This is a genomic window from Nonomuraea rhodomycinica (assembly GCF_013363995.1).
GTDB lineage: Bacteria > Actinomycetota > Actinomycetes > Streptosporangiales > Streptosporangiaceae > Nonomuraea > Nonomuraea rhodomycinica.
In genome coordinates, this window is sequence record NZ_JABWGO010000008.1 from 253,529 (window position 1) to 266,610 (window position 13,082).

Annotated in this window: 12 protein-coding genes; 3 read left to right on the forward strand and 9 right to left on the reverse strand. The window is 72.2% G+C overall.

Going from position 1 to position 13,082, the window contains the following annotated elements; genetic code table 11:
* Nucleotides 1–147: 147 nt before the first annotated feature.
* The 4 genes from HT134_RS29295 to HT134_RS29310 all read right to left on the reverse strand — a co-directional run bounded on the left by HT134_RS29295 (nucleotide 148) and on the right by HT134_RS29310 (nucleotide 5,146).
* Nucleotides 148–1,872 carry a hypothetical protein gene (locus HT134_RS29295; RefSeq protein ID WP_175603678.1) on the reverse strand — a complete coding sequence of 575 codons (1,725 nt, stop codon included), beginning with the start codon at nucleotides 1,870–1,872 and terminating at the stop codon, nucleotides 148–150.
* A 109-nt stretch (nucleotides 1,873–1,981) separates the two neighbouring features.
* Entirely contained in the window at nucleotides 1,982–2,806 is an 825-nt protein-coding gene (locus tag HT134_RS29300; RefSeq protein WP_175603679.1) for a carbohydrate ABC transporter permease, read from the reverse strand.
* Nucleotides 2,803–3,744 (reverse strand): carbohydrate ABC transporter permease, encoded by a 942-nt coding sequence (locus HT134_RS29305; RefSeq protein ID WP_175603680.1) that lies wholly within the window; start codon nucleotides 3,742–3,744, stop codon nucleotides 2,803–2,805. Before HT134_RS29305 ends, HT134_RS29300 begins: the two co-directional genes overlap by 4 nt.
* A 10-nt stretch (nucleotides 3,745–3,754) precedes the next feature.
* Nucleotides 3,755–5,146, reverse strand: a complete 1,392-nt coding sequence (locus HT134_RS29310) for an ABC transporter substrate-binding protein (RefSeq protein ID WP_175603681.1) — start codon at nucleotides 5,144–5,146, stop codon at nucleotides 3,755–3,757.
* Nucleotides 5,147–5,423: 277 nt separating this feature from the next.
* Between HT134_RS29310 and HT134_RS29315 the strand changes: the two genes are divergently transcribed.
* Nucleotides 5,424–5,804, forward strand: coding sequence for an STAS domain-containing protein (locus HT134_RS29315; protein WP_175603682.1), 381 nt, complete (start codon nucleotides 5,424–5,426; stop codon nucleotides 5,802–5,804).
* Between the two features lie 96 nt (nucleotides 5,805–5,900).
* Here the strand turns inward: HT134_RS29315 and HT134_RS29320 are convergent, their stop codons facing one another.
* The 5 genes from HT134_RS29320 to HT134_RS29340 form a co-directional block, all read right to left on the reverse strand.
* A complete protein-coding gene (locus HT134_RS29320; RefSeq protein ID WP_175593730.1) occupies nucleotides 5,901–6,104 on the reverse strand; it encodes a cold-shock protein in 204 nt (67 codons plus the stop codon).
* Nucleotides 6,105–6,384: 280 nt separating this feature from the next.
* Nucleotides 6,385–7,335, reverse strand: a complete 951-nt coding sequence (locus tag HT134_RS29325) for an NAD(P)H-dependent flavin oxidoreductase (RefSeq protein WP_175603683.1) — start codon at nucleotides 7,333–7,335, stop codon at nucleotides 6,385–6,387.
* A gap of 149 nt (nucleotides 7,336–7,484) precedes the next feature.
* Nucleotides 7,485–8,822 carry an ABC transporter substrate-binding protein gene (locus HT134_RS29330; protein ID WP_175603684.1) on the reverse strand — a complete coding sequence of 446 codons (1,338 nt, stop codon included), beginning with the start codon at nucleotides 8,820–8,822 and terminating at the stop codon, nucleotides 7,485–7,487.
* Nucleotides 8,823–8,824: 2 nt separating this feature from the next.
* The gene (locus HT134_RS29335; protein WP_175603685.1) at nucleotides 8,825–9,715 is read right to left on the reverse strand and encodes a carbohydrate ABC transporter permease; all 891 of its coding nucleotides are present in this window, start codon (nucleotides 9,713–9,715) and stop codon (nucleotides 8,825–8,827) included.
* Nucleotides 9,712–10,647, reverse strand: a complete 936-nt coding sequence (locus HT134_RS29340) for a carbohydrate ABC transporter permease (RefSeq protein ID WP_175603686.1) — start codon at nucleotides 10,645–10,647, stop codon at nucleotides 9,712–9,714. The genes HT134_RS29335 and HT134_RS29340 overlap by 4 nt, the downstream gene beginning before the upstream one ends.
* 171 nt (nucleotides 10,648–10,818) lie before the next feature.
* On the opposite strand from HT134_RS29340, the gene HT134_RS29345 reads away from it, so the two are divergent.
* Nucleotides 10,819–11,760, forward strand: a complete 942-nt coding sequence (locus HT134_RS29345) for a carbohydrate kinase family protein (RefSeq protein WP_175603687.1) — start codon at nucleotides 10,819–10,821, stop codon at nucleotides 11,758–11,760.
* Nucleotides 11,757–13,061, forward strand: a complete 1,305-nt coding sequence (locus tag HT134_RS29350; protein ID WP_175603688.1) for an alpha-glucosidase/alpha-galactosidase — start codon at nucleotides 11,757–11,759, stop codon at nucleotides 13,059–13,061. The genes HT134_RS29345 and HT134_RS29350 overlap by 4 nt, the downstream gene beginning before the upstream one ends.
* Nucleotides 13,062–13,082: the final 21 nt, after the last annotated feature.

Sequence of the window (13,082 nt, forward strand, 5' to 3'; positions counted from 1 at the left end):
AAGTCGACGGACGGGTCCGGATCGAGGTCCGAGGCTCAGAGGGGATGAGCGAGGCTGCGGGCGAGAGCGGGCACGGGCCCGGCGGGAGAGCGGGAGCGTGCGACCGTGCCTACGGCGAGGTCGGGCGGCCCGCGGCGGACCCGTCGGTCACAGGCCCCACCACTTGGCCACGAGCCGCAGGTCCTCGCCGGTGATCTCCTCCCCCGTGCCGTCGATGGCCTCCACGTAGTACAGCGCGGGCACCCCGTGCTCCGGCTGCGCCTGCGCGTACGCGAGCCAGTCGGCCTTGGTGCGCATCGGCCACTGGTCGGTGTCGACGAGGTGGCCGGGCAGGGCGTGGGCGGCGACCGCGTGCCGGAAGCGGAGCTGGTCCACGGCCGCCACCGGACGGCCTCGCGGGTCGGTCTCCAGCACGTCGTTGAGCCGGATCATGTCGGTCACGTCGGCGAAGGCGGGGTGCGGGGTGTGGGTGACCATCAGGGCGTCCGGCTTGGCGCGCTTGGCGGCGTCGTACATGGTGGCGAGCATCTCGTGCAGCAGGGAGATGCCCCAGTTGGTGCCGTACGCGCGCAGATGGGAGCCACTCGGGAACCACTGCGTGAAGTCGATCTTCAGCCCGTCGGCCCCCAGCCCGGTGAGCATCTCCGCCACGGTGCCGGCCAGGCGGCGCCGGTAGGCGGGGTTGGTCGGGTCGGCGGCGACCGGGCGCCCGGCCGGGTCGGTGACGCACTCCTCGGCGGGCAGCCCGTGCGGCGCCCAGGCCCGCCACCACAGCAGCACCCGCTGGCCGCGCTCGTGCCGCGCGGCGATCCACGCGCGCATGTCCGGCCAGCGCTCCGGGTCGGGCTCCGGCCGGCCGTAGTGGGCCTGCCACCGGTCGTCCACGACGATCGTGCCGGGGACGATGCCGTGCAGCTCCAGCCGGTCGAGCCACTCGTCGTACAGGTCCTGGCGGGAGAGCTGCATCGGCGTGACGCCGCCGCCGGCCCGCGCGCACTGCGCGCCCCAGCCGCAGAAGATGACGCGGCGCCACCAGTCGTGCGCGGGACGCACGGGACCCTCGGGGGCCAGGCCGTGCTCGACGAGGTCGGCGCGGTGGTGGGCGATCGCCTCCCACGGCGAGGCGGCGGGCCGGATGACGACGGCCGGCGAGGTCCAGGCGCCGTGGGTGAGGGTGTGGCCCTCGTAGTCGAGGCGGAGCAGCGCCCCGCCGTCGAGCGGCTCGTACCCGAACTGCGTGAACGTCAGCCCGGCCACGCCCGCGCGGAGCGAGAGCCCGAGCCACGGGCCCCCGGGCACCCGGGTGGCGCGCCCCGGCCGGGTGCTCGCCGGCTCCTTGCCGAAGGCCAGCACCAGCGGCGGGGGCGAGAAGACGGCGTGCAGGCGGCCGGGGTCGGCGTCGCCGATCACGCCGAGCGTCACGGGTTCGCCGGCGGGCCGCACGACCTGGACGGGCTGGGTGGGGGTGGGGTTGAAGACGCTGCGCGCCCGGATGTGGGAGCGGAACGTCCCGGCGGGCCCGGTGTTGAGCACGGCCCGGCCGCCGAGCAGCGTCACGTCGGCGACGGCGGCCTCGCCCTCGACGCTCACCTCCACCGCGACGCGGTCGGGCTCGCAGACCAGCCGCACGGTCTTGGCGTCCCACACGGCCGTGCGCTGGGGGATCTCGAACACCGCCCGCTCGCCCCGCTCGACGAGGACGGGCGGCAGTGTCTCGTACGTCTCGTCGCGCCGCCCGGTGGTGTTGACGGCGGCGATCAGGCTGAGCGTGCCCCAGCCGTCGAGCTCGGCGCGGGGCGCGGTCCGGGAGACGGTGAGGGTGTAGGTGTCGGCGCGCACGCCGAAGGCGTCGCCGGAGGTGGTGATGTGCATGGGTTACCCGAGGGCCTCGATCCGGGGCGGGCGGGACCTGGCCGGCCCCGGTGGTGAGCATGGGATGGTAGCGGCCGCAACCCTTGATCGTGCGGACACGGGAGGGCCGTCACTTGCCGCCCGTCGTGGCGATGCCCTTGACGAAGTGCTTCTGGCCGAGGAAGAACAGGATGATCATGGGGACGGTGGTGATGACGCCGGCGGTCATGACGATCTCCCAGTGCCACTCGCCGCCGAAGCCGAACTGGTCGAGCAGTGCCTTCAACCCGCGCGGCACGGTGAACGTGGCCGAGTCGCGCAGGTAGATCAGCGGTCGCATCAGGTCGGTCCAGGCGGCCTGGAACTCGAACAGCAGGGTCACCACGATCGCCGGCCGGCACAGCGGCAGGGCGATGCGGGTGAAGATCTTCCAGTTGTTCGCCCCGTCGATCTTCGCCGCCTCGAACGGCTCACGGGGCAGCCCGAGGAAGAACTGGCGCAGCAGGAAGATGTAGAAGGCGCTGCCGAACAGGTTCTGCGCCCACAGCGGGGTCAGGGTGCCGACCATGCCGAGCGAGTTCCAGATGAGGAACGTCGGGATCATGGTGACGGCGCCCGGGAGCATCATGGTGCCGAGCAGCACGCCGAACAGCGCGTTCCGGCCGGGGAAGCGGAAGTAGGCGAAGCCCCAGGCCACCATGGCGCTGGTGACGGTCACCGCGACGGCCGCGAGGACCGTCACGAACAGGGTGTTGACCAGCCACAGCCCGAGCGGCGCCGCGTGCCACACCTGGATGTAGTTGTCGAAGGTGAACGTCTCGGGGATGATCCGGTGGTCGAACACCTCGCCGCGCGGCTTGAACGACGCGCTCAGCAGCCACACGAACGGGTACATGAAGGCGACCGTGAGCACGCCGAGCGCGGCCCAGGTGAGGACGAGCCGGGCCCTCCTCATGACTGTCCCCCCTCGTAGTGCACGTACCTCCTGGTCACCAGGATCTGCACGGCGGTGATCACCATGATGATGACGAACAGCAGCCAGGCCAGCGCCGAGGCGTAGCCCATGTGCAGGAACTCGAAGGCCTGCCGGAACAGGTAGATGGCGTAGAACAGGGCGGCGTCGTTGCTGTAGGTGGTGTTGCCCGCGCCGAAGAAGGCGGTGTACGCCTCGGTGAACGACTGCAGGGCGTTGATGGTGTCCACGATGAACAGGAAGAACAGCGTCGGGCTGATCATCGGGACCGTGATGCGCAGCGTGCGCCGCCACCAGCCGGCCCCGTCGACGAGCGCCGAGTCGTACAGCTCCTGCGGCACGCCGCGCAGGGCGGCCAGGATGATGATGACCGACGCCCCGACGGTCCACAGGCTCATGAGCACCAGTCCCGGCTTGACCCAGCCGGGGTCGGTGGTCCAGGCCGGGCCGTCGATGCCGACGAGCCCCAGCGCGCCGTTGACCAGGCCGCTCTGGCCGTTGAACAGCATGACCAGCAGCACGCCGATCGCCACCGGCGGCGTCATCTTGGGCAGGAAGAACGCGGTGCGGAAGAAGCCGGTCGCCTTGGCGGCGCTGTTGAGCAGCAGCGCCAGCGCGAGGGAGACGACGAGGTGGGCCGGCACCGACATGACGGCGAACAGGAACGTGTTGCGGATCGCGAGCCCGACCTTGGGGTCCTCGAAGAGCGTCACGTAGTTGTCGAAGCCGACGAACGACGGGTCGTTGATGACGTCGTAGTCGGTCAGCGACAGGTAGGCGCTGTTGATGATCGGCCAGGCGGTGAAGACCAGGAGCCCGATCAGCCAGGGGCTGATGAACAGCAGGGCCGCCCGGGTCTCGATCCACCGCGTGGAACGCCGTCGCGGGAGGCGGTTCGCGTGTTCGCGTGCGAGGGACATGGCGGGCCGGTCAGTTCGTCTTCTTGTCCGCCCACTCGGCCCATGCCTTGTCCAGGGCCGCCTGCGCGTCCCGCTGGGCCCGGTCGAGGGCCTGCTGCGGCTTCTCCTGGCCGTTGAGCACCCGGTTGACGGCGTCCTGCCAGGCGGTCTTGAACTCGTTGTCCGCCGGGTTGGCGGGCAGGCTGAAGGTGTGGTCGTTCGCCTCGTACATGGCCTGCACGCCGCTGTCCCACGGCCGGCCGCCGGAGGTGACCATCTTCCTGATCTCCTCGTCGGCGCGGTCGTTGGCGGTGAGGATGCCGGTGAACGGCTTGCCGTCCTGCTTGCGCTTGGCGACGCGAGCCTCGGCGGCGGCCTTCCAGGACTCGACGAGCGTCATCGTCTTGGCGAAGCGGCAGGCGGCCTGCGGGTTCTTCGCCCCCTTGGGGACGGCCCAGGCCGAGCCGGAGGAGTAGGCGATCGGCTCGCCCCGCGGTGTGCGGAAGGTGTCGAAGGCCAGGGTGGCCTCGGGGGAGACGTCGTTGAGCACGTTGACGTACCACTGCTCCATCGGCATGGCGCCCAGCTCGTGCTTGGCGAACTGGTTGCCCTTGCCGAAGAAGTCGGCCGAGTCGCGCGCCGCCTTGACCTTGGCGAAGCCGCCCTGCGCGGTGTAGAGGCCGACGGCGAACTCCAGCGCCTTGACCACCTGCGGGCTGTTGAGCTGCGCGGTCTTCCCGTCGGCCGACAGCAGGTCGGCGCCGTTGGCCTTGGCCCACAGGGGCAGGAACTCGGGCAGCTTGCTGTCGAAGCCGATCACCTTGAGCTTGCCGCCGGGCGCCTGGAGCAGCTTCGTGGCGGCGGCCGACAGGGACTCCCAGCTGGAGCCGTTGACGTCGGCGATCGTGAGGCCGGCCTTGTCCAGCAGCGAGGAGTCGGCCATGGTGATCTGGACCTGGTTGAACTCGGGGATGGCGTAGACCGCGCCGCCGAAGGTCACCTGGGCCAGGGCGTTCTGGTCGAACATCGTGGTGTCGACGCCCTCGCCCTTGACGCAGTCGGTCAGCGGGACGATCGCGCCGCGCGAGGCGAACGTGCCGATCTGGTCGCGGTTGGCGTACACGAGGTCGGGCGCGGAGCCGGCGGCGACCGAGGACAGGAACTGCTGGATGTCGAGGTCGCCCTCGGCGAGCTTCACGTCCATGCCGCCGAGGGCGGCCTCGGCGCGGTCGGCGCGCACCTTGCCGATCTCGTCGCCGGTGCCGAAGCCCATGATGGATAACGTGCCGTGGAACGTGGCCGAGGGGTCGTAGGTGACGCCGCCGGCGGGCCGGGCGCCTCCGCCCGTGCCCTTGGCGCAGCCGCTGAGGGCCAGGGCCAGCGACATCGGCACGACGGACCAACGGACAAGACGGGACCTCATAGGTGTTCGCCTTTCACGCGGGGTCAAGCGAGGGATGGCGACGTGGCGCTGCCCCGTGTGGCAACGATCACACACATGAGAACGTACCCACACCGGCGAAACATCGTCAACCGATGCGTGTGCGAGGTCGCGCCCCCGCCGAGGCGCCGACCGGCAGCGCGCGGCGGGGCAGGGTTACGCCGTTCTCTCGCGCTGTGCAATCATGGTGTCTCGGAACGTATGCGCCGTAAGCGCAGAGCCGAGATACCGCCCAGGCGCGGCGGCGGGAGGGCACGAGGTGGAACGGGCGGGCGCGAGGCGGGCCGGCTTCTCCTGGACCGGCGGGCGGCACGACGGCGTGACGGTGGTCGCCCTGGCCGGCGAGCTCGACATCGCCACGGCGGGAGCCCTGCGCCAGGCCGTGACCGACGCGCTGTCCGGCGCGCCCGACGAGCCGCCGCTCCTGGTGATCGACATGCTGGCCGTCGACTTCTGCGACTCCACCGGCCTCAGCGTGCTGGTGTCCACGATCAACGGCGCGGCGGGCGCCGGCGGCCGGGCGGTGCTGAGCGGCATCGGGCCGCGCATGGCGCGGCTGCTGCGCGTGACGGGCCTGGACAAGCGTTTCCAGACGTACGACACGGCCGACGACGCGGTCCAGGCGCTGCGGGCCTCGTAAGCCTCGCGCCATGAAGCGGTCGGGGGCCGGAAAGCGGAGAGCCGGCCCGCGCCCCTTCGTCAGGGGCGGGACCGGCTCAGCCGAGGACGTCTCGCGTCAGGCGGGGGTGATGTTCTCCGCCTGCGGGCCCTTCTGGCCCTGGGTGATGTCGAAGCTCACCTTCTGGCCCTCGTGCAGCTCGCGGAAGCCGCGGCCCGCGATGTTGGAGTAGTGGGCGAAGACGTCGGCGCCGCCGCCGTCCTGCTCGATGAAGCCGAAGCCCTTTTCCGCGTTGAACCACTTCACGGTACCGGTCGCCATGTCAATCTCCTTCGATAGGCGCAGGTCTGGGACTCGCACGTCACGAGCCCCGCGTCGCCGCGATCCCCCGCCGGAAATGACCGGAAAACAAAAGGCGCCCGAGGGGTCGGATCCCGTCAGGCGCACACACGTTCATGGGTACCACACTGCAACGGGTATGAGCTTACCACGCCCTCCCGGCCATGGTTCTCCCACCGGATGGGCGACGTTCGCCCAGGCCGCGTCCTGTTTTCGGGAAGCGGTCCGCCGGCTCGGGCGCGGACGGTCGAGGGCCGGCGGGCTACCGGGCGAAGCGGGCGAGCAGCTTCTCGGCCCCGGCGAAGGCGGCGACCACGTCGGCGGCCGTGCGGGGCTCGCGCACCAGCCCCACCCCTTGGCCCACGTAGATGTAGGCGGTGTCGAAGTCCTCGTCGCGGCGGGCCGCCTCCAGGTCGGCCCGGGCGCTCTCGTCGGCGGCCAGCTCGTCCTCGCGGCCCGCCCACCGCTCGAAGAAGGCGTTGCGCAGGGCGCGCCCGCCGTACTCGACCGGCCAGCCGAGCCGCTGGGCCACGTCGAAGACCCGCCCGTACGCGGTGTCGGTCTCCGCGGCCTCCAGCAGCCGCCGCCTGGCCGCCGGCGAGATCGTCGTCTCCTCGCAGCCCATGAACGCCGTGCCGGCCCAGGCGCCCTCGGCCCCCGCGGCGAGCACGGCGGCGAGCCCGCGGGCCGTGGCCACGCCCCCGGCGGCCAGCACCGGGACCCGCACCGCGTCCAGCACGCCCTCCAGGAGGGGCAGCGTCGCCACGTCGGCGCGGCCGTGGCCGCCGCCCTCGGCGCCGCGGGCCACGACGGCGTCCACCCCGGCCCGCTCGGCGGCCAGCGCCTCCTCCGTGGTGCCGGCCTGGGTGACGACCGTGATGCCCGCCCGTCGCAGCTCTCCGACATACCGCTCGTACGGCCCGAAACTCACGGACACGACCGCGGGCCGGGCGTCGAGCACGGCCTGGAGCTGGGCGGGGTTGCCGGGCAGCGCCCACGCCATGAGCCCGATCCCGTACGGCCGGCCGGTCGCGGCGGCGACCGACGCCTGCTCCCCGATCCACTCGGCCGTGGCCGTGGCCGGCACGCCGAACATGCCGAGCGCCCCGGCGGCGGACACCGCGGCGGCCAGCCGGCCCGCTCCCACCCCCGCCATGGGCGCCCCCACCAGGGGCACGGTCAGGTCGAACCGCTCGGTGAGCCACGTGCGCATGACGATCTCCTTCGGCCGCTCCCCCGCCCGCGGCGGGCCTGCCACTCGCCACCCTGCCACGCCGCCCACGCCCGGCCGGCCATCGCCCCTCCCCCGCCGCCCCCGGGGCCGACTGTCCCCCGCCCGCACGCCTTCCCCAGGGCCGAGTGTCACCCGCCCGCGGTGAACAGGGCGTTGACCCGCTGGTTGGCGGCCGTCAGGGCGGTGCGGGCGTCCTTCTGGCCGAGCCAGACCTCCTCCATCGCCGTGCCCACGATCTGGTCGATCTCGTCGCCGTGGTCGCTGACCGGCAGCAGGAACGTGCCGCCCTGCGCGTCGGCCTGGCTGGTGAAGGCGCTGACGTCCCGGTGCGCCGCCTTGTGCGCCGCGACGGCGCGCTCGGTGGAGGAGGTGATGGCGGGGAAGGCCACGGCGCTGTCGGCGACGATGTCCTGGCAGGCGGTCGAGCCGAGGAACTTCACCCACTTCCACGCCGCCTCCGGGTGCTCGGTGCCCGCGTAGATGGTGTCGGCCAGGCCGTTGAAGGCGGACTTGCGGCCCTGGGGCCCGGTCGGCAGCGGGGCGAAGGCGAACTTCTGCTCCGTCGAGCCCAGGTACGTCTTGATCATCCAGGAGCCGGTGATGCCGAGCGCCCCCTTTCCGGAGCCGAGCACGACGTCGGGCCCGAGGGAGCTCTTCTTGTCGTAGGGCGCCGCGTAGCCCTTGTCCATGAGCCGCTTGAACCAGGCGGCGGTCTCGGCCAGCTTGGGGTCGTCGTAGAAGTACCGGGTGCCGAACGGGTTCTTGTCGATGTAGCGGAAGCCGTTGGAGACGGCCAGGTCGCCCCAGCCGTTCTGCCCCTGGGAGCCGTCGTTGAGCTCCGCGACGATCCCGTACACGGCGATCTTCGACTTGTCGAAGCCGGGCTCGTCGCCGCGCCGGCCGGAGGTGTCGACGGTGAGCCGGGCGAGGGCCTTCTCGAAGGTGCCGCCGTCCGCCGGGTTCCAGGTGAGGTCGCCCAGGTCGAGGCCGGCCTTCTCGGCCATGGCGGTGTTGTAGACGATGGCGATCGTGTCCCAGTCCTTGGGCAGGCCGTACCTCTTGCCGTCCTTGACCCACAGGTCGGCGAGGCCGGGCCGGTACTGACCGAAGTCGATCCTGTCGGCCTCGGCCATGGGGCCGATGTCGAGGAGCTGGCCGTTCTTGACGAACTGCGGGTAGTAGGTCGTCTGCATGGTGATCACGTCGGGGGCCTTGCCGGAGACCATCTGCGTGGTGAGGTTCTGCCAGTACTGGTCCCACGCCGCCTGGTTGATCTTGATGGTGATGCCGGGGTTCGCCTTCTGGAAGGCGTCGGCGCACTGCTGGTAGGCGCCCTGCTGGGCGTCGTCCCACAGCGCGTACGTCAGCGTGACGGGCCCGTCGTCCGTGCCCGAGCCGCCCGAGCCGCCGCCGCAGGCCGCCGTGAGCAGCAGCAGCGCGCCCGCCGCCAGATGCGCCTTGTTCATGTCTAACCTTTCATGCCGGAGAACTGGATGGAGTCCACGAGCCGGCGGCCGAAGAAGACCACGAGCAGCAGCACGGGGATGATCGACAGGACGGAGCCGGCCATGAGGCCGGTCCAGTCGGGCGCGGTGTTCGGCGACTGCTTGAGGAAGATGCCGAGCGCCGCCGTGAGCACGCGGGTCTCCTCCCCCGGGGCCACCAGCAGCGGCCACAGGTAGTCGTTCCACGTCCAGACCGCGGTGGTGAGGGCGAGGGTGAGCAGCGGGCCGCGGCTCATCGGCAGCACCACCCGCCAGAAGATCAGGCCCTTGCCCGCGCCGTCGATGAGGGCCGCCTGCTCCACGTCGCGCGGCACGCCGAGGAAGAACTGCCGCAGGAAGAACACCGCGAACGGCGTCATGAGCAGGCCGGGCGCGACGAGACCCGGGACGGTGTCGAGCCACCCCAGCTCCTTGACCAGCACGAAGTTGGGCAGCAGCGTGAAGATCGGCGGCACCATGAGGGCGGCCACGAACATCCCGAACAGCAGGTCGCGGCCGGGGAAGCGGAGGCGGGCGAAGGCGTAGCCGGCCATCGCGCACAGCAGGGTCTGCACCGCCGTGACGAGGCCCGTGTAGAGGATCGAGTTGCGCAGGTAGCGGAAGAAGTCGAGGTCGGCCCCGGACCCGCCGGCCGCCCGCGCCTCCTCCCGGGTGGTGAGGCCCAGCACGCGCTCGAAGTTGAGCAGGGTCGGGTGCCGGGGCAGCAGCCCGGCGTTGTCGCCGGCCAGCTCGCGTCCGGGCGTGATCGCCGTGCGGAGCATCCAGTAGAGCGGGAACAACGAGATCAGGACGGCCAGGATCAGGCAGGCCCAGGCGAGCGGGCGGCCGATCCGGATCCGGGAGGGGCGGTTCATGCGAGGTCCGAGGTGGAGGCGCGCAGCAGGCGCATCTGGACGAAGGTCAGCACGCCGAGGACGAGCACGAGGCTCAGCGCCAGCGCGGAGGCGTAGCCCATCTTGAAGTGGGTGAACGCCTGCTCGTAGATGTAGTGGTAGATGACCCGGGTGGCGTTGACCGGGCCGCCCTTGGTGGTGACCGCCACGGCGTCGAAGAGCTGGAACGAGTCGATCAGCGACACCACGAGCACGAACGCGAGGATGGGGCGCATCAGCGGCAGCGTCACGCGGAAGAACGTGCGGATCTCGCCGGAGCCGTCCAGGGCCGCCGCCTCGTAGACGTGCCGCGGCACCAGGAGCATCCCCGCGTACAGCAGCAGCGCGGTGTAGCCGGTGCCGCTCCACGAGGTGATGACGGCCACGCTGGGCAGCGCCAGGTCCGGCGAGGTGAGGAAGCCCTGGGCGGGCAGCCCGGCGCCGGTGAGCAGGTGGTTGACGAAGCCGAGGTCGGCGTCGAGCAGCCACATCCACAGCAGGCCGGTCGTCACGTTGGGCACCAGCCACGGCACCACGAGCAGCGACCGGAGCACCAGGGAGCGCGTCAGGCGGTGCAGCAGGGCGGCCAGGCCGAGGCCGGCGAGGAGCTGGATGCCGAGGTTGAGCACGACGTAGCCGGCGGTGACCTTGAGCGCGTTCCAGAACAGGGGGTCGTGGAGGAGCCGGGCGTAGTTGTCCAGGCCGACGAAGCGTGGCCGCGACAGCAGGTTCCAGTCGGTCATCGAGTACCAGGCGCCGCGCAGCGCCGGATACAGGTAGAACAGGCCGAACCCGATGAGCGCCGGCGCGAGGAAGGCGGCGGCGAGCCGCCCGTCGCCGCGCGTGCCGGCCTTGAGCCGGTGGGCGGGCCCGGCCACGGGTGGCGCGGCGGGCTCGCCCTGTCGTAGCAGCATCTCCGAACCTCCTGGGGGCGAGGGAGCCGGCCGAGCGGCCGTGGTGCAGCCCATCATGGTGACTTTCGAAAACTTGTCAATACCTTCGGGAAACGCGCCATGTCGTGCGCGATGGCCGACAATCTTCGAAAGTATTGACAAGAGTTCGAAGGTCCTGGGAGCGTCCTGCCCATGGCCTTCACGGATTTCGACCTGCTCGTCGTCGGCGACGCCAACCCGGACGTGATCGTCTCGGGAGCGCCCCGGCGGCCCGCCTACGGCCAGCGCGAACACCTGGTGGACACCGGCGACCTGGTGCTCGGCGGCTCCGGCGCGATCACCGCGTGCGGGGCCGCCCGCCTCGGGCTGCGCGTGGCCTTCGCCGGGCGCGTGGGCGACGACCCGGCCGGCGCGTTCGTGCTGGACGCGCTCCGGCGGCGCGGGGTGGACGTCTCCGCCTGCGTGGTCGAGCCGGGAGCGGCCACCGCGCTCACCGTCATCCTGGCCGACGGGCAGGACCGGGCCATCCTGACCGCCCCGGGCTGCCTCGGCCGCACCTCGGCCGGCGACGTGCCGCCCGGCCTGCTCGCGCGCGCGGCGCACGTGCACGTCTCCTCGTTCTACCTCCAGCCGCTGCTGGCCGAGGGCGTGCCGGAGCTGTTCCGCGCCGCCCGGGCGGCGGGCGCGACCACCTCGCTCGACACCAACGACGACCCGGCCGGCCGCTGGGAGGGCCTGGAGGAGGTGCTGCCGCTGACCGACGTCCTGCTGCCCAACGAGCGCGAGGCCCTGGCGATCGCGGGCGTCGCCGACCTCGGACGCGCCGTGCGCGAGCTGGCCGCCCGGGGCACGACCCCCGTGGTCAAGTGCGGCGCCGAGGGCGCCATGACGATCGTGGACGGCGAGCCGCTGCACGTGCCCGCCCCGGCGGCGAAGGACGCCGGCGAGGGTGCGAACGACGCCGTGGACACGGTCGGGGCGGGCGACAGCTTCGACGCGGGCCTGATCGCGGCCCGCCGGCGCGGCCTGCCCGTACGGCGGAGCCTGGAGGTGGCCGTGGCCTGCGGCACCCTCTCCACCCGAGCCGCGGGGGGCACAGCGGCACAGCCCACCTGGGAGGAAGCCACCTCATGAGCAACCCGAAGATCGTCTTCATCGGCGCGGGCAGCGTCGTGTTCACCCATGGCCTGCTGGCCGACCTGCTGGCCCATCCGGAGCTGCGGCAGGCCCGGATCGCGCTGCACGACATCGACCCGGAGCGGCTGGAGACGGCCGAGGCCGTGGCCCGCCGCATCGCCGCCGCCCGGGGCGCCGCCCCCGAGGTCAGCGCGACCCTCGACCGGCGGGCCGCGCTCGACGGCGCGGACTTCGTCATCAACATGATCCAGGTGGGCGGGCACGCCGCGACCGTGGCCGACTTCGAGATCCCCGCCCGCCACGGCCTGCGGCAGACGATCGCCGACACGATCGGGGTGGGCGGCGTCTTCCGCGCCCTGCGCACGTTCCCCGTGCTGGACGCGCTGGCCGCCGACATCCGCGCCGTCTGCCCGGACGCGCTGCTGCTCAACTACACCAACCCCATGGCCATGAACGTGTGGTACCTGGCCTCCCGGGTCCGCAACGTGGTGGGCCTGTGCCACTCGGTCTACTGGACGATGCACGACCTTGCGGCGCTGGTGGGGGTGCCGTACGAGGAGGTCACCTATCTGGCGGCGGGCGTCAACCACCAGGCGTGGGTGCTGCGCTTCGAGCGCGCGGGCGCCGACCTGTACGAGCGGCTCGACGCGCGGATCGAGGCGGACCCCGAGCTGCGCCGCCGGGTCCGGGTGGAGATGTACCGGCGGCTCGGCCACTACCCGACCGAGACGAGCGAGCACTCCTCGGAGTACGTGCCGTGGCTGCTGCGCCACGACGCCGAGATCGAGCGGCTGCGCATCCCGGTCGGCGCGTACGTGGGCATCAGCGAGGAGAACGTCCGCGAGTACAAGCGCACGCGCGACGCCGTGCGGACCGGCGGGGACCTGCCCGTCGAGGGGACCGGCGAGTACGCGCCGCAGATCATCCACAGCGTCGTGACCGGCGTGCCGCGCGTGGTCTACGGCAACGTGGTCAACGACGGGCTCATCGCGAACCTGCCGCCCGGCTGCGTGGTGGAGGTGCCCTGCGTGGTGGACGCGACGGGGGTGCGGCCCACCCGGGTGGGCGCGCTGCCGGCGCAGTGCGCGGCGCTCAACCGGGCGTACGTCAGCGTCAACGAGCTGACCGTGCGGGCGGCCGAGGAGGGGCGGCCGGAGCACGTGCGGCACGCGCTGATGGCCGACCCGAACACCGCGGCCACGCTGTCGCTGGACGCGATCTGGCGGATGTGCGACGACCTGACCCGCGCCCACGGCGACCTGCTCCCCGAACCGCTGCGGGTCACCCTCACGCCCTGACCGCACCCGGGCCCGGCGGCG

Bases quoted from the DNA above. Each gene is read 5' to 3' on its own strand.
- HT134_RS29310 (WP_175603681.1), bottom strand. From the start codon at position 5,146: ATGAGGTCCCGTCTTGTCCGTTGGTCCGTCGTGCCGATGTCGCTGGCC.
- HT134_RS29325 (WP_175603683.1), bottom strand. From the start codon at position 7,335: ATGCGCACGTGGCTCACCGAGCGGTTCGACCTGACCGTGCCCCTGGTG.
- HT134_RS29295 (WP_175603678.1), bottom strand. From the start codon at position 1,872: ATGCACATCACCACCTCCGGCGACGCCTTCGGCGTGCGCGCCGACACC.
- HT134_RS29345 (WP_175603687.1), top strand. From the start codon at position 10,819: ATGGCCTTCACGGATTTCGACCTGCTCGTCGTCGGCGACGCCAACCCG.
- HT134_RS29335 (WP_175603685.1), bottom strand. From the start codon at position 9,715: ATGAACCGCCCCTCCCGGATCCGGATCGGCCGCCCGCTCGCCTGGGCC.
- HT134_RS29300 (WP_175603679.1), bottom strand. From the start codon at position 2,806: ATGAGGAGGGCCCGGCTCGTCCTCACCTGGGCCGCGCTCGGCGTGCTC.
- HT134_RS29330 (WP_175603684.1), bottom strand. From the start codon at position 8,822: ATGAACAAGGCGCATCTGGCGGCGGGCGCGCTGCTGCTGCTCACGGCG.
- HT134_RS29305 (WP_175603680.1), bottom strand. From the start codon at position 3,744: ATGTCCCTCGCACGCGAACACGCGAACCGCCTCCCGCGACGGCGTTCC.
- HT134_RS29340 (WP_175603686.1), bottom strand. From the start codon at position 10,647: ATGCTGCTACGACAGGGCGAGCCCGCCGCGCCACCCGTGGCCGGGCCC.
- HT134_RS29350 (WP_175603688.1), top strand. From the start codon at position 11,757: ATGAGCAACCCGAAGATCGTCTTCATCGGCGCGGGCAGCGTCGTGTTC.
- HT134_RS29320 (WP_175593730.1), bottom strand. From the start codon at position 6,104: ATGGCGACCGGTACCGTGAAGTGGTTCAACGCGGAAAAGGGCTTCGGC.